Below are 23,058 nucleotides of genomic sequence, written 5' to 3' on the forward strand. Positions count from 1 at the left end.
TACATGGACGTACTTGCAGCGTCCCCTGCGCAGCCCACCCACCCGGCCAACCCTCAGAAACCCGCTTTCAACGACTCACCTCAGCCACGAGGGGGCTCCGCCGATGGCCGCCGACCGCGCGCAGCGCCGCCTTTCGCCCGAATCCCCGAACCATGCGCTTGCTCACGGATTGACCACGCGATTGATGACAACGTTGTCCCTACCTGGTGCCGGACTCTCTCCCCGGCCTCCCAGGTACCCCGTCCGCCCCCTCCGTCGCCTTCCCGGGCGACGCCCGGACCTGCGTCACGCGCGGCGCCATCGGGGCCCGCGCGCCCTTTGATCGGAGACTTACCCATGTACGACCCGATTGTGCGCAGTGCCGAACGTTCGACCCGAAGCTGTCGTCCCCGCCGCCTGGCCTGGCTGCTTGCCCTGGCCGCCGGTACCGCCGCCCTGCCCGGCCTGGCGCAGGCCGCCAGCTGTGCCGGCGTGGCCCAGTGGGACCAGGCCAAGATCTACCGGGCCGGCGATACCCTGCAGAAAGGGGGCGTCCTCTATCGGGCGAACCAGGACATCTGGAACGCGCCGCCGGACCATCCGGCCGGTGCGCCCTACTACACCAACCTCGGTGCCTGCGATGGCAGCGGCAGCAACCAGCCGCCGGTGGTCAGCCTGACCTCGCCGGCCAACGGCGCCACCTTCAGCGCCGGCAGCACGGTCAACGTGACCGCCAACGCCAGTGATCCGGACGGCAGCGTCGCCAAGGTCGAGTTCTTCCGCGATGGCAGCACGCTCGGCGTGGCCACCAGTGCGCCGTATGCGGCCAGCTGGGTCAATGCCAGCGCCGGCAGCCACACCCTGCGTGCGGTGGCCACCGACAACAACAACGCCACCAGCAGCACCGCGACCATCACCATCACCGTCAACGCTGCCGGTGGCGATACCACCGCGCCGAGCGTGCCCGGCGGGCTGGCGGCCGGAACGCGCACTGCCAACAGCATCGCGCTCAGCTGGAGCCCCTCCACCGACAACGCCGGTGGCAGCGGCATGGCCGGCTACGACGTGTACCGCAACGGCAGCCTGGTCGGTTCGCCGTCCAGTGCCAGCTACGTCGATGGCGGCCTGACCGCGTCGACCACCTACCGCTACCGCGTACGTGCCCGCGACAACGCCGGCAATGCGTCCGCACAGGGCACCGAGATCAGCGCCACTACGCTGGCCGGCGACGGCGGCACCACCGGCAAGCGGGTGATCGGTTACTTCACCCAGTGGGGCATCTACGGCCGCAACTACCGGGTCAAGAACATCGACAGCAGTGGCTCGGCCGCACGCCTGACCCACATCAACTACGCGTTCGGCAACGTGCGCAACAACCGTTGCGAAGTGGGCATCACCCAGCCGTCGGATCCGAACAGCGGTGCCGGTGGCGATGCCTTCGCCGACTACACCAAGGCCTTCAGTGCCGCCGAGAGCGTCAGCGGCAGCGCCGATACCTGGGACCAGCCGTTGCGCGGTAACTGGAACCAGCTCAAGCAGCTCAAGGCCAAGTACCCGGGCATGAAGGTGCTGATCTCGCTGGGTGGCTGGACCTGGTCGCGTGGTTTCTCCAGCGCGGCGCGTCCGGAAAACCGCCAGGCCTTCGTCGCCTCGTGCATCGACGCCTACATCAAGGGCAACCTGCCGGTGACCGACGGTGCCGGTGGCGCCGGTGCCGCACTGGGCGTATTCGACGGCATCGACATCGACTGGGAGTACCCGGTGGCCTGTGGCATCGAATGCGGCAAGCCGGAGGACAACGCCAACTTCACCGCGCTGATGGCCGAGTTCCGCCGCCAGCTCGATGCGGTGCGTCCGGGCCTGTTGCTGACGGTGGCGGTGGGTGCCGGCATCGACAAGATCCGCGTCACCGATCCGGCCGCGTACCACCCGTACCTGGACTACATCAACGTGATGACCTACGACTTCCACGGCGCGTGGGATGCGAAGACCAATCACCAGTCGGCGCTGTTCGATTCGCCGAATGATCCGTCCACCGGCGACCAGAAGCTCTACAACAGCAACGACGCCATCGAGGCCTTCATCAGCCGTGGCGTGCCCGCCGCCAAGCTCAACCTGGGCATCGGCTACTACGGGCGTGGCTGGACCGGTGTGACCAACGCCAACAACGGCCTGTACCAGACCGCGACCGGCGCCGCCCCGGGCACGTATGAAGCCGGCATCGAAGACTGGAAGGTGCTGAAGAACCTGGCGTGGCCGGGCTACACCGACAACACGGCCGGTGCCACCTGGATCTACAACGGCAGCACGCTGTGGAGCTTCGACACTCCGGCCAACATCACCCGCAAGATGGGTTACGTGAAGACCCAGGGCCTGGGCGGCGCGTTCGTCTGGGAGTTCAGCGGTGACGATGCGCAGGGCACGCTGACCAAGGCGGTCAGTGATGGCCTGAAGTAAGCAAAAAGCCGGGGGCGCATTGTGCGCCCCCGGCCTCTGATCTGTAGCGCCGAGCCCATGCTCGGCTGATGGTCCCGCAGTCGAGCATGCCTCGACGCTACATTTCTGCGTCAGCGCTTGGCCGACAGCTTTTCCAGCGCTGCGCGCAGCTGCGCCGGCGGCAGGTACCCCCCCAGCTGGGTGCCGTCCGGGGCGAAGATCGCCGGCGTGCCATTCACACCCAGCTGCTGGCCCAGCGCGTACTGCATCGCCACCGGGTTGGTGCAGTTCTTGGCCGGCACACTGCCACCGCGCTTGGCGTTGGTCAGCGCCTGGCGGCGATCCGCTGCACACCAGACCGAGATCATATCGGTGTAGTCCTTGCTGCCCAGGCCCATGCGCGGGAATGCCAGGTACTCGACCGAGATGCCGTTGCGGTTGAGCTCTGCGATGTCCTGATGCAGCTTGCGGCAGTAACCGCACTCGATGTCGGTGAACACGCTGATGGTGTACTTCGCGTTCGGCGCGGCGAACACGATGCGGTCGCCGTGGTTGGCCTTGGCCAGCAGGTCGCGGCGGTAGCCGAGCAGGCCCTCGCTGTTGGCCGGGCCCTTGGCGCGGGTGTCGTAGGGCTGCGACTGGAACAGGTAGCGGCCATCGTCGGACACGTACAGCAACTGGCCGGAAACCACGACCTCGCGGAAACCAGGGAACGGTGCAGCACCGATGTAGTCCACCTGGAAGCCGGGATTCAGCGCGGTCAGCGCGGCGCGCACGGCCTGGTCGGCCGAAGCGTTGGCGGCCGGGCCGGCCTTGGCCGCCGCCGCGGCGGGTGCCTTGGCGGCCGGCGGGGCCGGCTGGGCGCAGGCGGTCAGGCTGAGCGCACCGAACACGGCGGCGATGGCAAATCGGAGCATGGAGCGGTCCGCAGCAGAAGAAGACCCCGGATTCTGACACAGCCACCCGTACCCGGCCGCGATGGTGCGCACAGCCCGAGGCCGGGGTTCAGGCCGCTGCTCAGCCGCGCGGGTGATGGCGGGCGTGCAGTTTCTGAAGGTGCTCGCGCGCCACCAGGGTGTAGATCTGAGTGGTGGACAGCGAGCTGTGGCCGAGCAGCATCTGCAGCGCGCGCAGGTCGGCGCCACGGTTGAGCAGGTGGGTGGCGAAGCTGTGGCGCAGGCCATGCGGGCTGATCCGCACCGGGTCGATGCCGGCCACCTGCGCGTGGCGCTTGACCAGGTGCCAGAAGGCCTGCCGGGTCAGCGCATGCAGCGTCGGCTCGACGAACAACGGCGTCTGCCCATCGGCCAGTGCCTGCACCCTGCCCCTGCCGACCAGTTGCGGTCGCGACTGCTGCAGGTAGCGTTCCAGCCAGTGCTGCGATTCCTCGCCCAGCGGCACCAGCCGCTCCTTGCTGCCCTTGCCCGTGACCCGCAGCACGCCCTGGCGCAGGTTGACTGCCGTGGCCGGCAGCAGCACCAGCTCGCTCACGCGCAGGCCGGCGGCATACATCAGCTCCAGCATGGCGCGATCGCGCAGGCCCAGCGGACTGTCGATGTCCGGCGCTGCCAGCAGTGCGTCGATCTGGCTTTCGGCCAGCGCCTTCGGCAACAGCCGCGGCAGCTTCGGCGGGTCCAGCAGTGCACTGGGGTCCTCGCTGCGTTCACCACGGCGCACGCCATCGGCGAAGAACGCGCGCAGCGCCGACAGCAGGCGCGCATTGCTGCGCGGCGACCAGCCATGCCGGGTGCGCCAGGCCAGGTAATCGAACAGCCCCGGGCGCTCGATGCCGGCCAGGCCACCGTCGCGCCCATCCATCCAGCGCGCAAGCCCTTCCAGGTCGCGCCGGTAGCTGTCGAGGGTGGCGCGGGCCAGGCCGTTCTCGGCCCAGATCGCATCGAGGAAGCGCTGGATGCGCACGCTGTCGTCGGCGCGCAGCTCGGGCAGTTGCTGCACCAGCTGGCGGCGTTCGGCGGGGGTTGAAACAAGGGCCATGGGTGCAGGATACGAGGGCCACTGCGGGCACGGCCAGCTTTGCGTATGCTCGGCGCATGTCCCGCCCCGTCACCGACACCGCCCCTGCGGCCACTACCGAAGCGCCGCGCCCACGTGCCTTGTTGGTCTGGCGCGTGCTGGCGATGGTCTACGACGCACTGCCGGTACTGGCGCTGTGGATGCTGGCCGGCACGCTGTTCACCCTCGCCTACACCTTCAGCGGCCACGCGCAGCGCGAGAACATCGCGCCGTTCAGTGCCTGGCAGTGGCTGCTGTGGGCGGTGTGCTGGCTGATCACGGGGGGGTACGCCACGGCCAGCTGGCGCCGTGGCGGGCAGACACTGGGCATGCGGCCGTGGCGGCTGAAACTGCACTCAGGGGATGGCGCGCCGCTGCGGCGCGGCCAACTGTGGCTGCGCTTCGCCGTGGGCTCGCTGTCGCTGCTGCTGGGTGGACTGGGGTTCTGGTGGGCATGGGTCGACCGCGACCGCCTGACCTGGCACGACCGCGCCAGCGGCACCCGCCTGATGCGCATGCCGAAGCGGTGATGCACGACGTGTAGAGCCGAGCCCATGCTCGGCTGCGTTTCGCGATGCACTCGATAGCCGAGCATGGGCTCGGCTCTACACGATCAACGCAGCGATCAGCCAGCGGGTGCCGGATCCGGCAGGATCACCGCCGGCTGCGTCCAGAGGTCGAAGAAGGCGGACGCAAACGCATTGGCCTGCACATCATCGGCCACCGGCGACTGTGCGCTCAACTGCGCACGGGTCTTCACGAACTCCTGCCACAGTTTCAGGCTGGCCTTCTTCAGGCGCTTCTGCTCGCCTGCGTCGGTTGCGGCAAGGTACTGCGCGTACAGCTCGCGCATCGGTTTGCCCTGGGCCTCATAGGCCGCCGGAAGCGGCGGCAGCTGGGCGGCAGTGAAAGCCACCGATGCTGCCGGCGGCCGGTAGCCATCCGGCCCGAAAGCCTCCTTCAGCTCGTCCCCGGCATCCAGGTATTCGAAGAAACCGGGCACGTTGTAGAGCTTGGTCCGGTAGTCGGACGAGGTATCCGGGCTGCTGGAGACCACCGTGTCAGGCAGTTCGTCCTTCAGTCCTGCGTCCCAACGGCGCGGAATGAAGAAGCCGGTCGCCTTCACGTAGGGACCCTCGATCTCCACATCGTTCAGTTCGATCTTCGATGCCAGGTTGCCGGTATTGGTCTTGCTGGTGACGTACTGCTCGGTGACGATCACGTACTCGGCCATGGCCGGGTTGATCAGCCCACCGATCCCGTCGGCGTAGACAACCATGCGGACGCTGCCGATCTTCTCGCTCTGCAGCCGGTGCTGACCCGGCTCCAGGACCAGGGGCATGGAGGTGTGCGGCGGCAGGGTATGCACCTGCTGGTCGACCGACAAGGTCAGCGGTGCATCCGTCGGGTTGTCGATCTCGAAGTCGACGGTGGACCGGCTGCAGCCGGCAGAAAGCAGCACGGCCGCGATGTACGGCAGAAAGCGTTGGAAGCTCATGTTCGTCCTTGAAGTGAAACGGAAACAGCCGGGCCTTGCCCGGCTCCCTGGGAATCAACCCGACTTGCGCCGGAACAGCAATCCGGACACCGCCAGCATCACGATCGGCGGCAATGCATAGGCGATGCGGTAATCAAACTTCAACGCGCCGGCCATGCGGCCGAAGAACAGCTGCAGCAGCCAGAAGCCCAGCGCGAACAGGATGCCCAGGAACAGGCGCTTGCCCATGCCGCCGCTGCGCAGCGACCCGAACGCGAACGGCACCGCCGCCAGGCACAGCGCCAGCACGTTCACCGGGTAGAACCAGCGGCTCCAGTACACATCCTCGAAATCGCGCGCATCCAGCCCGTTGCGCTGGCGATAGGTGATGCTGGTGCTGAGTTCGGCCAGGCTGAGATTGCGCGGCTTGGCGATGCCGGTGGCCAATGCAGCCGCATCCAGCTTCGAATTCCACGGTTCGCGCGCCACTTCCTGGCGGGTCGCCGAGCGCTCGCCAAAGGTGTCGCGGCGGACCCCGGTCAGCACCCAGCCATCCTTGTCGTGCTCGGCGGTGGTGGCATGGGTCAACGAGGCAATCTTGCCGTCGTCGGCAATGCGGTACAGGCGCACGTCACGCAGGATCAGGCGCGTGCCCTTGTCGCCCACCAGCTGCTCTTCGCCGCTCTGCGCATTGAGGAAGGTGTCGCCTTCGCGTGCCCACAGGCCCGAGTACCGCGTGGTGGAAATGTCCCGCCCCCACTTGGCACTGGCCTTCAGCGCATCGGCACGGTCCTGGCCCCAGGGGCCCAGCGTCTCGGCGCTGAGCACCATCACCGCAGTCAGCAGCGACAGCGCGATCGCCACCGATACGCTCAGGCGCTTGCGCGACAGGCCCAGCGCACGCAGTGCGGTCAGCTCCGAGGTCGCGGCCAGCTGGCCGAGGCCCATCAGCGCGCCGATCACCGCAGCGGTGGGGAACATCGTGTAGGCGCGGCGTGGCACGGTGTACAGCACCCATGCTGCGGCATGGCCCAGGGTGTAGCCGTTCTTGCCGATGTCCTTGAACTCGCCGGAGAAGGCCATCACCACATCCAGGCCGACCAGCACCGCCCAGGTCAGCAGCACCGTGGTGAACACCGACTGGCCCAGGTACAGGTCGAAACGCATCGGGCGCAGCCTCATGCGCGGGCTCCCTTCGGGCGGCCCAGGCGGCCATCACGTGCATACATCCAGATCGCCAGCGCCAGCAGTGGCAGGGTCAGCCACCACAGGCCCAGCGCGGGCGGAATCCTGCCATTGGCGATCCAGCCACTGCCGATGAACATCAGGTTGGTGCCCACCATGTAGGCCATCAGGGCCAGCATCATGCGGCCGTAGCGCTGCTGGCGCGGCGAGCTGCGGCCCAGCGGCACGGTCAGCAGGGCAAAGGCCAGCGCGATCAGCGGCGGCGCCAGGCGGCGGTGCAGCTGTGCCTGCGCCTGCGGGCGTTCATCGCCGATCAGCTTCAGGGTCGGCATCAGTTCCGGGTCGTCCTCGGTGCGGGTCTGCGCGCCATCGGGCAGGGCGACGTCGTTGCGGGCGAAGGTCGCCAGCCGGTAATCCAGCGCGCCGGCCACCGGTCCTTCCACCTGGTGGCCGTCGTCCAGCTCCAGGAAGCGCTGGCGGGTGCCCTCGAAGTACATGCGGCCGCTGTTGGCCGACACCACTTCCAGGCGGTCGTCCTTCTGCCGCTGCAGGAACACCTTGCCCAGCTCGGTGCCGTCGGGCGAGATCGAGGACAGGTAGACCACGCCGCCATTGGGCAGCGGCGTGAACCGGCCCGGCTCCAGACCGGCCATCAGCACGCTGCGGTTGGCCTCGATGATCATCTGCTCGGCCACCCGGCCGGCCCACGGGCCCAGCCACAGCGAGCAGGCGCCGACCAGCAGCACCACCGGCACCACCAGCATCAGCAGCGGCCGCAGCAACCGCTTGGGCCCCACGCCGATGGCGGTGATGACCGCCATCTCCGAGTCGCGGTACAGGCGGGCGATGGCCAGCAGCAGGCCCAGCATCAGTGCCAATGGCAGGATCAGCGGCAGGTAGGCGATGAACTGCAGGCCCAGCTGCGAGAACAGCAGCTTGGCCGGCAGGCGCCCATCGGCGATGTTGCCGAGGATGTCCACCAGCACGCCGCCCACGCTGACCACCAGCAGGACGATCAGGGTAGCCAGGAAACTCTGGACGAAATCGCCCAGCAGGTATCGGTCGAGCTTCAGCATGGGGCGGTGGTTTAAACTCTGGGGTTCGTTCGCGGTGCCGCCCAGTCTACTGTCTGGGCGTAAACGGCCTGCGATTGTACGGACTCGCCAATGGAATCTGCTCAATGGCCCTCGAATTCACCCTGAACCACGTTGCTCCGGCCGCCGCCACCGTTGATTGCCTGGTGGTCGGCGCGTATGCCGACCATACCCTGACCCCGGCTGCCCAGGCCCTGGACGCCGCCAGTGGTGGCCGCCTGGCCGCCCTGGCCCAGCGCGGCGATCTGTCCGGCAAGACCGGCGCGACCACCCTGCTGCACGACCTGCCGGGCGTGACCGCCCCGCGCGTGCTGGTGGTCGGCCTCGGCGAAGCCGCCCGCTTCGGCGTGCCGCAGTACCTGAAGGCCGTCGGCGACGCCGTGCGCGCGCTGAAGGCCGGTGCTGCCCGCAGCGCACTGTTCACCCTGTCCGAAGTGGCGGTGAAGGACCGCGACGCGGCCTGGGCGATCCGCCAGGCAGTGATCGCCGCCGATCACGCCGCGTACCGCTACACCGCCACCCTGGGCAAGAAGAAGGCCGAGGACGCCGGCCTGGCCCAGCTGGCCATCGCCGGTGACGACGCCCAGGCCCTGGCCCAAGGCCAGGCCATCGCCGCCGGCGTCGAGTTCGCCCGCGAGCTGGGCAACCTGCCGCCGAACTACTGCACCCCGGCCTACCTGGCCGAAGTGGGTGTGAAGTTCGCCGGCGAGCACGACGGTGCCGAGGCCGAGATCCTCGACGAGCACCAGATGGAAGCACTGGGCATGGGCTCGCTGCTGGCCGTGGCCCGTGGTTCGGCCAACCGCCCGCGCCTGGTCGTGCTGAAGTGGAACAATGGCGGCGACGCCAAGCCGTACGTGCTGGTCGGCAAGGGCATCACCTTCGATACCGGTGGCGTCAACCTGAAGACCCAGGGCGGCATCGAGGAGATGAAGTACGACATGTGCGGTGGCGCCAACGTCATCGGCACCTTCGTCGCTGCGGTCAAGGCCAAGCTGCCGCTGAACCTGGTGGTGGTGGTGCCGGCGGTGGAGAACGCCATCGACGGCAACGCCTACCGTCCGTCCGACGTGATCACCTCGATGTCGGGCAAGACCATCGAAGTGGGCAACACCGACGCCGAAGGCCGCCTGATCCTGTGCGACGCGCTGACCTACGCGCAGCGCTTCGAGCCGGCCGCGCTGGTCGACGTCGCCACCCTGACCGGTGCCTGCATGGTCGCCCTCGGCCACCAGACCGCCGGCCTGATGAGCAAGCACGACGACCTGGCCAACGAGCTGCTGGCCGCCGGCGAGCACGTGTTCGACCGCGCCTGGCGCCTGCCGCTGTGGGACGAGTACCAGCCGATGCTGGATTCGACCTTCGCCGACGTCTACAACATCGGCGGCCGCTGGGCCGGCGCGATCACCGCTGGCTGCTTCCTGTCGCGCTTTGCCGAAGGCCAGCGCTGGGCGCACCTGGACATCGCCGGCGTGGCCAGCGATGAAGGCAAGCGTGGCATGGCCACCGGCCGCCCGGTCGGCCTGCTGAGCCAGTGGCTGCTGGACCAGACCGCCCGCGCCTGATGCCGTACCCGACCCTGGCCGGCCTCCGCCGGCCGGGGCCTCGCCCGGCACCGCCGGAACCCTGCCTGACCCGGACCCTGCCATGCCCCGCGCCGACTTCTACCTGATCGCCAAGCCCCGCTTCCTGACCGAGCCGTTGCGCCTGGTCTGCGAGCTGGCACGCAAGGCCAACGACGCCGGGCTGTTCACCCTGGTGCTGGCCCGCGACCAGGCCCAGGCCGAGGAGCTGGACGAACTGCTGTGGGCGTTCGACAACGATGCCTACATCCCGCACCAGATCGCCGGCGAGGACATGGATGAGGAAGAAGCCCTGGTGCTGATCGCCGTGCCCGGCACCGAGGCACCGGCGCGCCCGCTGGTGATCAACCTGCGCGATGAACCCTGGCTGGGCGAGTGCGAGCGCGTGCTGGAAGTGGTTCCGGCCGACCCGGAAGCGCGCGAACCGCTGCGCGAACGCTGGCGCCAGTACAAGGCCGCCGGTTACGACCTGAACAAGCACGACATGTAAGTCCAGCGAGGACCCCTTGATGCGCCTGCTGATCGCCCTGATTCTTCCCTGGCTGTCCTTCTTCACCATCGGCCGGCCGTTTGCCGGCATCGTCTGCCTGATCCTGCAGATCACCCTGATCGGCTGGCTGCCCGCCGCGATCTGGGCCGCCTACGCGGTCAGCCAGTACCACACCGACCAGAAGATCCGGCGCGCCCTCGGGCCGCGCTGATCTCCCTTCCGCCTTGATTACCGGTTCCCCCGCATGACCCAACTCGCCTCCAGTTACGACCCGAAGTCCTTCGAGACCGACCTCTACGAGGCCTGGGAGAAGGCCGGCCACTTCAAGCCGTCCGGCACGGGCGAGCCGTACACCATCCTGCTGCCGCCGCCGAACGTGACCGGCACCCTGCACATGGGCCACGCCTTCCAGCAGACCCTGATGGACGCGCTGGTGCGCTACCACCGCATGCGCGGCTACGACACCCTGTGGCAGGTCGGTACCGACCACGCCGGCATCGCCACCGAAATGGTGGTCAGCCGCAACCTGGCGCTGGAAGGCAAGGGCGAGACCCGCGATTCGCTGGGCCGCGAAGGTTTCATCGGCAAGGTCTGGGAGTGGAAGCAGCAGTCCGGCGACACCATCGAACGCCAGATGCGCCGCCTCGGCACCTCCGCCGACTGGTCCCGTAGCACCTTCACCATGGACCCGCAGCCGTCGGCGGCGGTCAACGAGGCCTTCGTGCGCTGGTACGAGCAGGGCCTGATCTATCGCGGCCAGCGCCTGGTCAACTGGGACCCGGTGCTGAAGACCGCCATTTCCGACCTGGAAGTGGAAAGCGCCGAGGAAGACGGCTTCCTGTGGTCGATCGCCTACACGCTGGATGAGGGCCTGAGCTACGAGCACGTCGAGCGCGATGCCGACGGCGTGGAAACCCTGCGCGAAACCCGCGACTACCTGGTCGTCGCCACCACCCGCCCGGAAACCCTGCTGGGCGATACCGCGGTGATGGTGCACCCGGAAGACGAGCGCTATGCGCACCTGATCGGCAAGAGCGTGGTGCTGCCGCTGACCGGCCGCCGCGTCCCGGTGATCGCCGACGACTACGTGGATCGTGCGTTCGGCACCGGCGTGGTCAAGGTCACCCCGGCGCACGATTTCAACGACTATGAAGTCGGCGTGCGCCACAGCCTGCCGATGATCAACCTGTTCACCCCGGTGGCGGCGCTGAACGAGAACGCGCCGGAGCGATTCCAGGGCCTGGACCGCTACGCCGCGCGCAAGGCCGTGCTGGCCGAGCTGGAAGACCTGGGCATCCTGGTCGAGACCAAGGCGCACAAGCTGCAGGTGCCGCGCGGCGACCGTACCGGCCAGGTGATCGAGCCGTACCTGACCGACCAGTGGTTCGTGAAGATGGACGACCTGGCCAAGCGCGGCCTGGAACTGGTCGAGGATGGGAGCATTTCCTTCGTGCCGCCGAACTGGATCAACACCTACCGCCACTGGATGAACAACATCCAGGACTGGTGCATCAGCCGCCAGCTGTGGTGGGGCCACCGCATTCCGGCGTGGTTCGACGAAGCCACCGGCAGCTGCTACGTCGGTCGCAGCGAAGAGGAAGTGCGGGCGAAGCACAACCTGGGCAGCGACGTGGTGCTGAACCAGGAAAGCGACGTGCTGGAGACCTGGTTCTCCTCGCAGCTGTGGCCGTTCTCCACCCTGGGCTGGCCCAACGAGCAGGCCATGGCCGAGCGCGGCTTCGACCGCTACCTGCCGTCGTCGGTGCTGATCACCGGCTTCGACATCATCTTCTTCTGGGTGGCGCGCATGATCATGGCCACCGACAACCTGGTCGGGAAGATCCCGTTCAAGGACGTCTACTTCACCGGCCTGATCCGCGACGGCCAGGGCCAGAAGATGTCCAAGAGCAAGGGCAACGTGCTCGACCCGCTGGATATCATCGACGGCATCACCATCGACGACCTGGTCGCCAAGCGCACCGGCGGCCTGATGCAGCCGAAGATGGTGGAGAAGATCGAGAAGGCCACCCGCAAGGAATTCCCGGACGGCATTGCTGCCCACGGTGCCGATGCGCTGCGCTTCACCATCGCCGCGCTGGCCACCCACGGCCGCGACATCAAGTTCGACATGAACCGCGCAGAGGGCTACAAGAACTTCTGCAACAAGCTGTGGAACGCCAGCCGCTTCGCGCTGATGAACACCGAGGGTGCTGCGTTCACCGGCGTGCCGACGCCGCGCACCGATGCCGAGCGCTGGATCCTCTCGCGCCTGGCCGCTACCACCGCCGAAGCGCAGGGCCATTTCGCCGCCTACCGCTTCGACCTGCTGGCGCAGTGCCTGTACGAGTTCGCCTGGAACGCGTTCTGCGACTGGTTCCTGGAACTGAGCAAGCCGGCACTGAACGGCTGCGACGCGGCTGATGCGGAGAGCACCCGCCACACCCTGCTGTACGTGCTGGAAGCGCTGCTGCGCCTGCTGCACCCGCTCACGCCGTTCATCACCGAACAGCTGTGGCAGCAGCTGGCCCCGCGCCTGGGCCTGGCCGAGAGCACGCTGTCGCTGCGTCCGTACCCGACCGCCGCCGAGTTCGAAGGCGATTTCACTCAGGCTGAAGCCGACGTGGAATGGTTGAAGGCGGTGATCAGTGCGGTGCGTCGCGTGCGCAGCGAACTGAACGTGGCCCCGTCCAAGCTGGTGCCGCTGCGCCTGCAGGCCGGCCTGGAGCAGGACCGCGTGCGCATCGAACGCTTCAGCGCCTCGCTGTCGTTCCTGCTGAAGCTGGACAGCATCCAGTGGCTGGCCGAAGGCGAAAGCGCACCGCCGGCCGCCGCCGCGATCGTCGGTGAGCTGAAGCTGCTGGTGCCGCTGGAAGGCCTGGTCGATCTCGATGCCGAGCGCGTGCGCCTGGACAAGGAAATCGCCCGCGTCGAAGCCGAAAAGGAAAAGAGCGAGACCAAGCTGGCCAAGTTCACCGACAAGGTGCCGCCGGCCGTGGTCGAGCAGGAACGCGTGCGCCTGGTCGACTGGAACACCCAGCTGGCCGGCCTGCGCGAGCAGCGCGCGAAGCTGTAACGCCGCGCTCTGGTGCGTGCCAACCAAGGTTGGCACCTACCACGGCAGGGGAGGTTGGCACCTACCACGGCGGGAGAGGTTGGCACCCACCGAAGCGGAATCGGAAACGCCGGGCGATGCCCGGCGTTTCCATTTGCCCCGCATGGCATCATCACCGGATGCCGCTTTCCATTTTCCTGCTCGTCCTCGCTGCCGCGGCACTGCACGCCAGCTGGAACGCGATCGTCAAACGCGGGCCGGACAAGTTCCTCGGCACCGTGCTGGTCACCGGCAGCGCCGCGCTGCTGTCGGCGGCTGCCCTGCCCTTCCTGCCGTTCCCGGCCGCGCACAGCTGGCCGTGGCTGGGCGCATCGGTGCTGCTGCAGGTGACGTACTACGGCCTGGTCGCCCGCTGCTACCAGCAGGTCGACATGAGCCTGGCGTATCCGCTGATGCGCGGCAGCGCGCCGATCCTGGTCGCGTTGGCGGGCACCCTGCTGGGCGAGCAGCTGCCACCGGCGGCGTGGTTGGGCGTGGTGCTGGTCAGCACCGGCATCCTGTGCATGGCACTGGGTGCGCGTGGCGGCCAGCTGCGGCTGCCGCTGCTGACTGCGGCGATGATCGCCACCTACACCCTGGTCGATGCGCAGGGCGCGCGCCAGTCCGGCAGCGCGCTCAGCTACACCCTGTGGCTGTTCCTGCTGTCGGGCATTCCGCTGCCGCTGTGGGCGTTGTACACCCGCGGTGGCGCGGTGCTGGCCTATGCACGCCAGCATTGGCCGCTGGGGCTGGCCGGTGGCGTCGGCACCACGGCGTCCTACGCGATGGCCTTGTGGTCGATGACCCAGGCGCCGGTGGCCATGGTCTCGGCGCTGCGCGAATCGTCGATCCTGTTCGCGTTGCTGATCTCGGTGTTCCTGCTGCGCGAGCGGATTCCGCGTGCACGCTGGCTGGCGGCGGCGTTGATCGTCGGCGGTGTGTTGGCACTGCGGCTGGCGTGAGGAAAGCGTGCCAACCAAGGTTGACACCTACCGGACAAGCCATTGCACGCCTTGGTAGTAGCCGACCTTGGTCGGCGCATTCCTGCCACCCCAGGTTGCCGGCTACCGGTAGTGCCGGCCGCTGGCCGGCAACCCTTCTCCGTTACAGCGGCGGCATCGCCTGCAGGTCGCCATCGACCAGTTCGATCGCCATCACCACCGCGTCCTCGCGGCCCTGTGCGGCCGGGTAGTAACGCGGGCGGCGGCCGATCTCGTTGAAGCCTTCGCTGTGGTACAGCGCCAGCGCGGGCGTGTTGGAGGGCCGCACTTCCAGGAACACTCGCTGCGCACCACGGTCGCCGGCCAGCTGCACCAGCGCGCGCAGCAGCTGGCGCCCCAGCCCCCGCGACTGCGTCAGCGGGTCGATGCAGATGTTCAGCACATGCGCCTCGTCGGCCGCGATGCTGAGCACGCCATAGCCGATCAGCTGGCCATCGCGTTCCATGGCCAGGCCCGGATAACCCGCGCGCAGGCAGTCGACGAAGATGCCGCGGGTCCACGGAAACGGATAGCCGCGCACTTCGATCGCCATCACCGCGTTGAGGTCGCTCTCGCGCAGTGCGCGCAGGCTGACCGGCCCGGGCAGGCTGACCGCACTCATGGCGCGCCCCGCTTGCGCAGGGCGCGCAGCTGCGGCCACAGCGCGCGCTTGGCCGCCGGGTCGTGGCGCAGCTGGTCCAGCGGCCAGCTGTCCATCAGTGACTGCGTGGCCGGATCATTGGGGTTGCAACCGGATGCGCGCAGCAAGGCGATCTGCAGGCGATCCGGCAGGCGCACCACCGGCTGCCGGGCATTGCCGCCCGGCAGTGGACGGCTGGCGGCCGGCGCGGTATCCGGTGCGCTGACCGGCGTCTCGCGGCGCGGCGCCGCGCGTTCCTGGCGCGCTGCCGGAGCCGATTCGGCGCGGGGCTCCCGCGAAGAAGGTGCCGTGCCTGCCCGTGCCGGTTCCGCTGGCGGCGCGGCAGCCGCCTCGGCTTCGGCCACGCTCAGCTGCAGCGCGGCATCCAGTTCGGCGGCCAGCTGGCCGTCGTGGTAGACGGTGTAGCCCATGGCCTGCAGCCAGGCCTGCTGGGCCGGCGACCAAAGCACGGGCAGGTCCTGGCTCACGCGGCCTCGGGCTTCTTGCGCAGGCGCTGCACGGCCCACATCACTGGGCCGGACAAGGCGTACAGGATGCCGACCGCAAACAGCACGCGCGGCAGGTCGATCACCGCAATCGCGATCGCCACCGGCACCAGCGCCAGCACCAGGAACGGCACGCGATCGGAGCGGGTGCCCTTGGCGGCACCGCCCTTGAAGCTCCAGAAGCGAATGCGGCTGACCATCAGCAGCGCCGCGACGATCGTCACCGCCAAGGCCACGTAGCGCAGCTGGTTGCCGTCCCAGCCCAGGTTGCCATCGGCAAAGGCCCAGACGAAGGACATCATCAGGCCGGCCGCAGCCGGGCTGGCCAGGCCGACGAACCAGCGCTTGTCGACCACGGCGACCTGGGTATTGAAGCGGGCCAGGCGCAGCGCCGCGCAGGCGGCATACAGGAAGGCGACGGCCCAGCCGACGCGGCCGAGCAGCGGGTCATCGAACTTCAGCCACGACAGCGACCAGTGGTACATCACCAGCGCCGGGGCCATGCCGAAGCTGACCAGGTCGGCCAGCGAGTCGTACTGCACGCCGAATTCACTGCTGGTGCCGGTCAGGCGCGCCACGCGCCCGTCCAGGCCATCCATCACCGCCGCCACGAACACGGCGATGCTGGCGTTGACGAAATCCCCGTTGGCTGCGGCGATGATCGCGTAGAAGCCTGCGAACAGGCCGGCGGTGGTGAACAGGTTGGGCAGCAGGTAAATCGTGCGCGAGCGCGGCGGCGGTGTGATCGGGTCCATGGAATCCAGTTTAATCGACTTGCCAGTACTCGGCGCCAATGCTGCAATCGACGTTCTACGCCCATTCCGTGGAGTCCGCCATGCGTGCCCTGTCCTGCCTTGGATGCCTGCTGCTGTTGGCCAGTGCCAACGCCGTGGCTGGCCCGGTCTATAAATGGAAGGACGCCAATGGCGTGACCCAGTATTCGGAGACCCCTCCAGCGGGCAGGAAGTATGAAACCCGCGAGCAGGCCCGCAGCCCACAGCCGGCCGCCAGCACCGAGACCCCGGCCGCACCGGTCCCCGAGCAGTGCCGCACGGCCCGCGCCAACCTGACGCTGCTGGAGGGCACCGGCCAGGTGATGCAGGACACCGACGGCGACGGCAAGCCTGACACCGCGTTGACCCCGGAGCAGCGCAGCGCACAGAAGGGATTGGCTGAAGCCGCCATCAAGGCCTACTGCCCGGCGGAGTGAGGGTATCGGCAGGGCTGCGCCCTGCACCCGCAGAGGCAAAAGCAAGGGCAACAACCGGCTCTGGGCTTTCTGTGGGTTTGGCGGGGCGGTGTCGGATTGCGGGGTGTCCGCGGCATGGATGCCGCGGCCAAGCCCCCAGGGACGGGTTTACGGCGTCCCCGCAATCCGACACCGCCCCGCCTTCGACAGTTTCCCGGTGACGGTGGTAGATCCACGCCATGCGTGGATGAAATCTGTCAGATCTCGAATTGAATCCGGGGTCAGATCCGTTTTCCGCAGGAAAACGGATCTGACCCCATAAATCGTCCATCGCGGAAATCTGTCGAAGGCGGGGTGGGTCCGGCGGCAGGGGTGTGAGCGGCATGGGCCCGAGGCATGCCTCGGGCGGGTTGGGCAGGAAGCCCAACCCTGGTCTTGCCGTGTGCGCAGGACAGCGCACACGAGCAAGCCGCGACCAAGCCCCCAAGGATGGGTTTACGGCGTCCCCTGCCGCCGGACCCACCCCGCCATCTCCCAGGAAACCCATTCTTGCTGTTGCTGTTGCAGTTGACGTTGCTTGAGGCGGGTGCAGGGCGCAGCCCTGCCGATACCCCTCCCCCCGGTCGGGCTGGCAGAATAGGCGTCTCTGCCGTTATCCGAAGCCGACGATGCGCCTCTCCCAGTTCCACCTGCACACCACCAAGGAAACCCCCAGCGACGCCGAGCTGACCAGCCACCGGCTGATGCTGCGCGCGGGCATGATCCGCAAGCTGGCATCGGGCCTGTACACCTGGTCGCCGCTGGGCCTGCGCGTGCTGCGCAAGGTTGAACGCATCGTGCGCGAGGAAATGGACCGTGCGGGTGCCGTGGAATTCCAGATCCCGACCATCCAGCCGAAGGAACTGTGGGAGCAGACCGGCCGCTGGCAGAAGTTCGGCCCGCAGCTGCTGAAGATCAAGGACCGCAAGGACCAGGTGTTCTGCTACAGCCCGACCGCCGAAGAAGCCGCCTGCGACTTCGCGCGCAGCGAGCTGTCCAGCTACAAGCAGCTGCCGGTCAACTTCTACCAGGTGCAGACCAAGTTCCGCGACGAGATCCGTCCGCGCTTCGGCGTGATGCGTTCGCGCGAGTTCCTGATGAAGGACGCCTATTCGTTCCACCTGCACGATGAGTGCCTGGTGCGCGAGTACGAGAACATGAAGTCGGCCTACAGCCGTATCTTCACCCGCCTCGGCCTGGACTTCCGCATGGTGCAGGCCGACTCCGGCGCGATCGGCGGTGATGCCTCGCAGGAATTCCACGTGATCGCCGATTCCGGCGAAGACGCGCTGGTGTTCTCCACCGGTTCGGACTACGCGGCCAACATGGAAGCGGCGATTGCCGCCGATCCGGCACCGCGTGCAGCAGCCGGTGAAGCGATGCGCAAGGTCGACACGCCTACCCAGAAGACCTGCGAGGACGTCGCGGCCCTGCTCGGCATCGACCTGCAGCGCACGGTGAAGACGGTGGCGCTGATCGCGGGCGAAGGCGAGGCACAGCAGTTCGTGCTGGTGCTGGTGCGCGGCGACCATGAAGTCAACGAGATCAAGCTGGCCAAGGTTTCCGGCCTGGACGAACAGCGCTTCGCCAGCGAGGCGGAAATCGCCGAACATCTGGGCAGCGTGCCGGGCTTCCTCGGCCCGGTCGCCCCGGCCAAGGCCATCCGCGTGGTGGCCGATCGCGAAGTGGCGGCAATGTCCGATTTCGTCGTCGGCGCCAACGAAGCCGGTTTCCACCTGGCCGGCGTCAACTGGGGTCGCGACCTGCCGGAACCGGAAGTGGCCGACATCCGCAACGTGCGTGCCGGTGACCGCGCGCTGGACGGTGGCGAACTGAAGATCGCCCGTGGCATCGAAGTCGGCCACGTGTTCCAGCTCGGCCGCAAGTATGCCGAAGCGCTGGATGCCACCGTGCTGGACGAGAACGGCAAGGCGGCGGTGATGGCGATGGGCTGCTACGGCATCGGTATTTCGCGCGTGGTGGCTGCCGCGATCGAACAGAACCATGACGATGCCGGCATCATCTGGCCGGACGCGATGGCGCCGTGGCAGGTGGTGGTGTGCGTGATCAACCCGAAGGGCGACGCCGCCGTGGCCGATGCTGCTGCCAGCCTGCTGCAGGAGCTGCGCGATGCCGGCCTGGACGCGGCACTCGACGACCGTGGCCTGCGCCCGGGCGCGATGTTCGCCGACATGGAACTGATCGGCATCCCGCACCGCGTGGTGGTGAGCGAGCGTGGCCTGGCCGCCGGCACCTACGAATACCGCTCGCGTCGTGCCAGTGAAGCCGAGAATCTGGACAAGGCCACCCTGCTGCAGCGCCTGCAGGGGTGATCAGAGAAAGACCGGGGCATGCCCCGGTCTTTTTTTGCATTGTGTCCAACCAACCGATATTGCAGCGGACATAATCCGGTCAAAATCGACGCAATGCGGCCGGCATGTCGCCAAGCCTTGTCCTGCCTGCATTTGTACTCTGATTAATTCATCTTTATTCTGTCCGCCGACGCCATGGACTGGCTCGTCCCGTCCACACATTAGTTTCCGGAGTAACCGTAAATGAGCATTGACCTGACCGGCCTGTCAGCACGCGAGCTGGGCGCCCTGATCCGCACCGCCAAGAAACAGCAGACCATCGTCGCCAAGCGCCGGCCGATCACCAAGGTCCGGGCCCAGCTGACCAAGCTGGCCAAGACCGAGGGTTACACCATCGAGGAACTGTTCGGTGGCGCCCCCGCCCCGCGCACCCGCAAGGTCGCCACGGCAACCAAGGCACCGTCGAAGACCGCCGGCCGCAAGCTGGGCAAGGTTGCCCCGAAGTACCGTAACCCGGCCAACCCGAAGGAAACCTGGACCGGTCGTGGCAAGCAGCCGCGCTGGATGGCCGAGTTGACCGCCAAGGGCAACAAGAAGCCGGAAGATTTCCTGATCAAGAAGGCCTGAGGCCGAATCGGGATGCAATGAAAAACGCCGGCGAAAGCCGGCGTTTTTTTGTTTGTAGAGCGGAGCCCACGCTCGGCTGTCCATACCCGAAGCCGAGCATGGGCTCGGTCGGCTCTACAGAGTTTTTCGAGCGGGCATCAGCAGGTTGCCGAACAGCAGGCCAGCCACCAGCGCCATCACCACATTGAGTACGGTGAGGAACACGCTCTGGCCAGCGCCCACGTCCTGCTGCTGGACCAGGGTCAGCACGCCGCGCAGGCTGGTACTGCCGGGCACCATCATGATGATGCCCGGCAGGCGGATGATCGCGCCCGGGCGCCCAACAAGGCGCCCGAACAGATTGCCACCGGCGGTCAGCAGCATTGCCGACAGGAAGATGCCGGCCGGTGCGCCCCATGCGTGGCCACCGAACTTGGAGATCGCATAGCCGGCCACCGAGGCCGCGATCACCCACGGATAATCGCGGCGGTTGGCCTTGAACAGCATCGCGAAGGCAAACGCCGCGGTCAGCAGCGAGCCCCACTCCACCCACGGCCCCTGCGGCCGCGTGGCGCGGATCACCGGATCGAGGCCGAGCACATCGGCCAGGGTCACCGCGATCATCGCGCCGACGCTGAGCTTCATGATGGTGGTCAGCGCACCGGCAAAGCGCGCGGTGCCCGACACCCAGTGCTGGCTGGCCAGCTCATTGACCGCATTGGTCAGCGACATGCCGGGCAGCAGCACCACCAGCGAGGCGATGATCACCGTGTTGAGGTTGAGCGCGCCGATGAAGGACGCCACCAGGGTGGCGACCATGCCGGCCAGCAGCGCGGCCAGCGCCTCGGCGGCTTCGCGGGTGGCCGGGCGACGGTCGGTGACCATGCCAAGCAGGCCGATCATCAGGCCGATGACGCCGGCGGTGGCGATGTCCAGCCATGGCAGCTTCCACATGCCGGCCACACCGGCTGCGCCAAGGGTGAACGAGAGGATGGTGCGCAGCTTGCCGCGCCGGCCCGGATCCTTGTCCAGCTGGCGCAGCGCCGTGTGGCCCTGGGCGATGCTCATCCGCCCGTTGGCCACTTCCTCGGCGATATGGTCGGCCACGCTGAGTTTGTGCAGGTCGTTCTCACCGGGCGCCAGGCGGATCACGCGGGTGATGTCACTGGAGCCGATTGCCTGCGCCGGGTCGCTGAAGCTGAGGATGATACCGGTGGGATTCGACCACGGTTCACAATCCAGATCGAGCTGGCGGGCCAGTGCCACCACCGCCGTTTCCAGGCGCTGGGCCGTTGTGCCATAGCTGTGCAGGCGTCCGGCGATCTCGGAAACAAAGGCCACGCGCTGCGCGTAGGTGGCCTGGGGCGTGGGGATCGTGTGAGCGTCTGCGGACATGCGCCGTAGTATTACCTAGGCTGGGCCTTACCGGAGAAATTCATCCGAGTTCGACGCGATGCCCAATACAGAACGGTTATGCTGCGACCCGAATGGCCCAAGTGACCCCGAACCACGCCCCCCAGCTCGAACAGGATGCCCATGACCCGGGCGTGATCCGCCTGTCCGGCACCTGGACCCTGAAGACCGCGCTGGCCGCGGCCGAAGTCCTGCGCGGCGTTCCCGATACGCTGACCGGCATCGATGCCACCGCCATCGAGAAGATGGATTCGGCCGGCGTGCTGCAGGTGCTGCGCGTAGCCCACCGTGCCGACCTTGGCGAAGACGCTCTGAAGTTCCGCCCGGATCACCAGGCGCTGGTGTGCACCATCGAGGAAGTGGCCGACGACCGGCCCAAGCCCAAGCGCGACTTCGGTGTGCTGGCCGCGCTGGAGCGGCTGGGCGTCAGCGTCCATGCCACCGGCCACAACATCAAGGCGCTGTGCAGCTTCCTCGGCGAGAACCTGGTCAAGGCCGCGCGCCTGGTCAAGGAACCCCGCCGCTTCCGGATGACGGCCACCGTGCACCAGATGGAACAGGTCGGGCTGGACGCGGTACCGCTGGTGGCGCTGCTGTCCTATCTGGTCGGCGCGGTGATCGCCTTCCTCGGTTCGACCATCCTGCGCGATTTCGGCGCCGAGATTTACGTGGTCGAACTGGTCAACATCGCCTTCCTGCGCGAGTTCGCCGTGCTGCTGACCGCGATCGTGCTGGCCGGCCGCACTGCCAGTGCGTTCACCGCGCAGATCGGCGCGATGAAGGCGCGCGAGGAAATCGATGCGATGCGCACCCTGGGTCTGGATCCGATCGACCTGCTGGTACTGCCACGACTGCTGGCGTTGCTGGTCACCCTGCCCCTGCTGACCTTCATCGCAATGGTCGCCGGCCTGGCCGGCGGCATCACCGTGGGTGCGTTCGATCTGGATATTCCACCGCAGATGTACATCGCGCGCATGCACGACACGATGGAAGTGCGGCACATGCTGGTCGGTCTGTCCAAGGCGCCGGTATTCGCGCTGGTGATCGGCCTGATCGGCTGCCTGGAAGGCCTGAAGGTCGAAGGCACGGCGCAGTCGGTGGGCGAACGCACCACGTCCAGCGTGGTGCAGACGATCTCGCTGGTGATCATCATCGACGCCTTCGCGGCGTTGTGGTTCATGCACATGGACTGGTGACATGAGCACGCATCCGACGCCCGAAGAAATTCCCATGCAGGACGACAACGGCCACGAGCTGGCCATCCGCGTGCGTGGCCTGGTCAATCGGTTCGGCAGCCAGACCGTGCATGAGGACCTGGACCTGGACGTGCGCCGCGGCGAGATCCTGGGCGTGGTGGGGGGGTCGGGTACCGGCAAATCGGTGCTGATGCGTTCGATCCTCGGCCTGCGCGTGCCCGATGCCGGGCAGATCGAAGTGCTCGGCCGCGACGCGCGTGCCGACGATGCCGAGAGCCGCCTGCACATCGAGCGCAACACCGGCGTGCTGTTCCAGGACGGCGCCCTGTTCTCCTCGCTGACCGTGGGCGAGAACGTTCAGGTGCCACTGAAGGAGCACCATCGCGAGCTGCCCGAGCGCTGGCATTACGAGCTGGCGCTGCTGAAGGTGAAGCTGGCTGGCCTGCCCGCCGATGCAATCAACAAGCTGCCCTCGCAGCTGTCCGGTGGCATGCGCAAGCGCGCCGGCCTGGCCCGGGCGCTGGCGCTGGATCCGCCGCTGCTGTTCCTGGACGAACCGACCGCCGGTCTCGATCCGATCGGTGCGGCGGCATTCGACCGCCTGATCAAGACCCTGCAGGAAGCACTGGGACTGACCGTGTTCCTGATCACCCATGATCTGGACACGTTGTACGCCATCTGTGACCGGGTGGCAGTGATCGCCGACCGCAAGGTAGTGGCCAATGCGCCGCTGCCGGAGATCGAGAAACTGGATCATCCGTGGATCCAGGAATACTTCCACGGACCGCGCGCGCGCGCCGCGCGTGGCGAACAGATCGAGAGTGCCTGA

At 67.6% G+C, this 23,058-nt stretch carries 21 protein-coding genes; 12 read left to right on the forward strand and 9 right to left on the reverse strand.

Annotation, left to right across the window (positions count from 1 at the left end; translation table 11 throughout):
• Positions 1 to 336: 336 nt before the first annotated feature.
• Positions 337 to 2,436: a glycosyl hydrolase family 18 protein gene (locus VPH47_RS18405; RefSeq protein ID WP_368851431.1), complete on the forward strand. Its 2,100-nt coding sequence runs from the start codon at positions 337 to 339 to the stop codon at positions 2,434 to 2,436.
• Positions 2,437 to 2,546: 110 nt separating this feature from the next.
• Here VPH47_RS18405 and VPH47_RS18410 read toward each other — a convergent pair whose 3' ends face one another.
• Both VPH47_RS18410 and xerD read right to left on the reverse strand, forming a co-directional pair.
• The gene (locus VPH47_RS18410; RefSeq protein ID WP_049447586.1) at positions 2,547 to 3,332 is read right to left on the reverse strand and encodes a DsbC family protein; all 786 of its coding nucleotides are present in this window, start codon (positions 3,330 to 3,332) and stop codon (positions 2,547 to 2,549) included.
• A 100-nt stretch (positions 3,333 to 3,432) separates the two neighbouring features.
• Positions 3,433 to 4,410, reverse strand: coding sequence for a site-specific tyrosine recombinase XerD (xerD, locus tag VPH47_RS18415; protein ID WP_110710998.1), 978 nt, complete (start codon positions 4,408 to 4,410; stop codon positions 3,433 to 3,435).
• Positions 4,411 to 4,466: 56 nt separating this feature from the next.
• Between xerD and VPH47_RS18420 the strand changes: the two genes are divergently transcribed.
• Positions 4,467 to 4,958: an RDD family protein gene (locus VPH47_RS18420; RefSeq protein ID WP_180847386.1), complete on the forward strand. Its 492-nt coding sequence runs from the start codon at positions 4,467 to 4,469 to the stop codon at positions 4,956 to 4,958.
• 95 nt (positions 4,959 to 5,053) lie between these two features.
• Here VPH47_RS18420 and VPH47_RS18425 read toward each other — a convergent pair whose 3' ends face one another.
• From VPH47_RS18425 to lptF, 3 genes are read right to left on the reverse strand one after another with little or no spacing between them, the layout of a single operon-like run.
• The gene (locus VPH47_RS18425) at positions 5,054 to 5,926 is read right to left on the reverse strand and encodes a hypothetical protein (RefSeq protein ID WP_368851432.1); all 873 of its coding nucleotides are present in this window, start codon (positions 5,924 to 5,926) and stop codon (positions 5,054 to 5,056) included.
• Between the two features lie 54 nt (positions 5,927 to 5,980).
• Positions 5,981 to 7,087 carry an LPS export ABC transporter permease LptG gene (gene lptG, locus VPH47_RS18430; protein WP_110710995.1) on the reverse strand — a complete coding sequence of 369 codons (1,107 nt, stop codon included), beginning with the start codon at positions 7,085 to 7,087 and terminating at the stop codon, positions 5,981 to 5,983.
• Positions 7,084 to 8,166, reverse strand: a complete 1,083-nt coding sequence (gene lptF, locus VPH47_RS18435) for an LPS export ABC transporter permease LptF (RefSeq protein ID WP_110710994.1) — start codon at positions 8,164 to 8,166, stop codon at positions 7,084 to 7,086. The genes lptG and lptF overlap by 4 nt, the downstream gene beginning before the upstream one ends.
• Positions 8,167 to 8,270: 104 nt before the next feature.
• On the opposite strand from lptF, the gene VPH47_RS18440 reads away from it, so the two are divergent.
• The 5 genes from VPH47_RS18440 (at position 8,271) to VPH47_RS18460 (ending at position 14,310) form a co-directional block, all read left to right on the forward strand.
• Positions 8,271 to 9,749 (forward strand): leucyl aminopeptidase, encoded by a 1,479-nt coding sequence (locus VPH47_RS18440; protein ID WP_110710993.1) that lies wholly within the window; start codon positions 8,271 to 8,273, stop codon positions 9,747 to 9,749.
• 82 nt (positions 9,750 to 9,831) lie between these two features.
• The gene (locus tag VPH47_RS18445) at positions 9,832 to 10,257 is read left to right on the forward strand and encodes a DNA polymerase III subunit chi (RefSeq protein ID WP_049400292.1); all 426 of its coding nucleotides are present in this window, start codon (positions 9,832 to 9,834) and stop codon (positions 10,255 to 10,257) included.
• A 19-nt stretch (positions 10,258 to 10,276) separates the two neighbouring features.
• Positions 10,277 to 10,468 (forward strand): YqaE/Pmp3 family membrane protein, encoded by a 192-nt coding sequence (locus VPH47_RS18450; protein ID WP_012510005.1) that lies wholly within the window; start codon positions 10,277 to 10,279, stop codon positions 10,466 to 10,468.
• Between the two features lie 33 nt (positions 10,469 to 10,501).
• Positions 10,502 to 13,330 (forward strand): valine--tRNA ligase, encoded by a 2,829-nt coding sequence (locus tag VPH47_RS18455; protein ID WP_368851434.1) that lies wholly within the window; start codon positions 10,502 to 10,504, stop codon positions 13,328 to 13,330.
• Between the two features lie 158 nt (positions 13,331 to 13,488).
• Complete coding sequence (locus VPH47_RS18460) at positions 13,489 to 14,310, forward strand: EamA family transporter (protein WP_107432755.1); 822 nt, start codon at positions 13,489 to 13,491, stop codon at positions 14,308 to 14,310.
• 142 nt (positions 14,311 to 14,452) lie between these two features.
• Here VPH47_RS18460 and rimI read toward each other — a convergent pair whose 3' ends face one another.
• The 3 genes from rimI to pssA are packed head-to-tail and all read right to left on the reverse strand — an operon-like array spanning position 14,453 to position 16,229.
• Positions 14,453 to 14,950 (reverse strand): ribosomal protein S18-alanine N-acetyltransferase, encoded by a 498-nt coding sequence (gene rimI, locus VPH47_RS18465; protein ID WP_088024100.1) that lies wholly within the window; start codon positions 14,948 to 14,950, stop codon positions 14,453 to 14,455.
• Positions 14,947 to 15,456 (reverse strand): hypothetical protein, encoded by a 510-nt coding sequence (locus VPH47_RS18470; protein ID WP_368851435.1) that lies wholly within the window; start codon positions 15,454 to 15,456, stop codon positions 14,947 to 14,949. The genes rimI and VPH47_RS18470 overlap by 4 nt, the downstream gene beginning before the upstream one ends.
• Complete coding sequence (gene pssA / locus VPH47_RS18475) at positions 15,453 to 16,229, reverse strand: CDP-diacylglycerol--serine O-phosphatidyltransferase (protein ID WP_088024094.1); 777 nt, start codon at positions 16,227 to 16,229, stop codon at positions 15,453 to 15,455. Before pssA ends, VPH47_RS18470 begins: the two co-directional genes overlap by 4 nt.
• Positions 16,230 to 16,309: 80 nt before the next feature.
• Here pssA and VPH47_RS18480 point away from each other — a divergent pair, with 80 nt between their 5' ends.
• The 3 genes from VPH47_RS18480 (at position 16,310) to VPH47_RS18490 (ending at position 19,641) form a co-directional block, all read left to right on the forward strand.
• Positions 16,310 to 16,684: a DUF4124 domain-containing protein gene (locus VPH47_RS18480; RefSeq protein WP_197611135.1), complete on the forward strand. Its 375-nt coding sequence runs from the start codon at positions 16,310 to 16,312 to the stop codon at positions 16,682 to 16,684.
• Between the two features lie 647 nt (positions 16,685 to 17,331).
• Positions 17,332 to 19,035, forward strand: a complete 1,704-nt coding sequence (locus VPH47_RS18485) for a proline--tRNA ligase (RefSeq protein ID WP_368851436.1) — start codon at positions 17,332 to 17,334, stop codon at positions 19,033 to 19,035.
• A gap of 222 nt (positions 19,036 to 19,257) precedes the next feature.
• On the forward strand, positions 19,258 to 19,641 hold the full coding sequence (locus tag VPH47_RS18490) for an H-NS family nucleoid-associated regulatory protein (protein ID WP_153856253.1): 384 nt from the start codon (positions 19,258 to 19,260) through the stop codon (positions 19,639 to 19,641).
• A 114-nt stretch (positions 19,642 to 19,755) separates the two neighbouring features.
• Here VPH47_RS18490 and VPH47_RS18495 read toward each other — a convergent pair whose 3' ends face one another.
• Entirely contained in the window at positions 19,756 to 21,015 is a 1,260-nt protein-coding gene (locus VPH47_RS18495; protein ID WP_094000482.1) for a threonine/serine exporter ThrE family protein, read from the reverse strand.
• A 92-nt stretch (positions 21,016 to 21,107) separates the two neighbouring features.
• Here VPH47_RS18495 and VPH47_RS18500 point away from each other — a divergent pair, with 92 nt between their 5' ends.
• Positions 21,108 to 22,229: an ABC transporter permease gene (locus tag VPH47_RS18500; protein ID WP_285303626.1), complete on the forward strand. Its 1,122-nt coding sequence runs from the start codon at positions 21,108 to 21,110 to the stop codon at positions 22,227 to 22,229.
• Position 22,230: 1 nt separating this feature from the next.
• Entirely contained in the window at positions 22,231 to 23,058 is an 828-nt protein-coding gene (locus VPH47_RS18505; protein ID WP_197611132.1) for an ABC transporter ATP-binding protein, read from the forward strand.

The organism is Stenotrophomonas sp. WED208, from assembly GCF_040984485.1.
GTDB classification, from domain to species: domain Bacteria; phylum Pseudomonadota; class Gammaproteobacteria; order Xanthomonadales; family Xanthomonadaceae; genus Stenotrophomonas; species Stenotrophomonas riyadhensis.

Coding starts and splice junctions, on each gene's coding strand:
- VPH47_RS18450 (WP_012510005.1), top strand. CDS start 10,277: ATGCGCCTGCTGATCGCCCTGATTCTTCCCTGGCTGTCCTTCTTCACC.
- VPH47_RS18480 (WP_197611135.1), top strand. CDS start 16,310: ATGCGTGCCCTGTCCTGCCTTGGATGCCTGCTGCTGTTGGCCAGTGCC.
- VPH47_RS18425 (WP_368851432.1), bottom strand. CDS start 5,926: ATGAGCTTCCAACGCTTTCTGCCGTACATCGCGGCCGTGCTGCTTTCT.
- VPH47_RS18440 (WP_110710993.1), top strand. CDS start 8,271: ATGGCCCTCGAATTCACCCTGAACCACGTTGCTCCGGCCGCCGCCACC.
- lptG (WP_110710995.1), bottom strand. CDS start 7,087: ATGAGGCTGCGCCCGATGCGTTTCGACCTGTACCTGGGCCAGTCGGTG.
- VPH47_RS18460 (WP_107432755.1), top strand. CDS start 13,489: ATGCCGCTTTCCATTTTCCTGCTCGTCCTCGCTGCCGCGGCACTGCAC.
- VPH47_RS18420 (WP_180847386.1), top strand. CDS start 4,467: ATGTCCCGCCCCGTCACCGACACCGCCCCTGCGGCCACTACCGAAGCG.
- rimI (WP_088024100.1), bottom strand. CDS start 14,950: ATGAGTGCGGTCAGCCTGCCCGGGCCGGTCAGCCTGCGCGCACTGCGC.
- VPH47_RS18455 (WP_368851434.1), top strand. CDS start 10,502: ATGACCCAACTCGCCTCCAGTTACGACCCGAAGTCCTTCGAGACCGAC.
- pssA (WP_088024094.1), bottom strand. CDS start 16,229: ATGGACCCGATCACACCGCCGCCGCGCTCGCGCACGATTTACCTGCTG.
- VPH47_RS18505 (WP_197611132.1), top strand. CDS start 22,231: ATGAGCACGCATCCGACGCCCGAAGAAATTCCCATGCAGGACGACAAC.
- VPH47_RS18500 (WP_285303626.1), top strand. CDS start 21,108: ATGGCCCAAGTGACCCCGAACCACGCCCCCCAGCTCGAACAGGATGCC.
- lptF (WP_110710994.1), bottom strand. CDS start 8,166: ATGCTGAAGCTCGACCGATACCTGCTGGGCGATTTCGTCCAGAGTTTC.
- VPH47_RS18410 (WP_049447586.1), bottom strand. CDS start 3,332: ATGCTCCGATTTGCCATCGCCGCCGTGTTCGGTGCGCTCAGCCTGACC.
- VPH47_RS18485 (WP_368851436.1), top strand. CDS start 17,332: ATGCGCCTCTCCCAGTTCCACCTGCACACCACCAAGGAAACCCCCAGC.
- VPH47_RS18490 (WP_153856253.1), top strand. CDS start 19,258: ATGAGCATTGACCTGACCGGCCTGTCAGCACGCGAGCTGGGCGCCCTG.
- xerD (WP_110710998.1), bottom strand. CDS start 4,410: ATGGCCCTTGTTTCAACCCCCGCCGAACGCCGCCAGCTGGTGCAGCAA.
- VPH47_RS18445 (WP_049400292.1), top strand. CDS start 9,832: ATGCCCCGCGCCGACTTCTACCTGATCGCCAAGCCCCGCTTCCTGACC.
- VPH47_RS18405 (WP_368851431.1), top strand. CDS start 337: ATGTACGACCCGATTGTGCGCAGTGCCGAACGTTCGACCCGAAGCTGT.
- VPH47_RS18495 (WP_094000482.1), bottom strand. CDS start 21,015: ATGTCCGCAGACGCTCACACGATCCCCACGCCCCAGGCCACCTACGCG.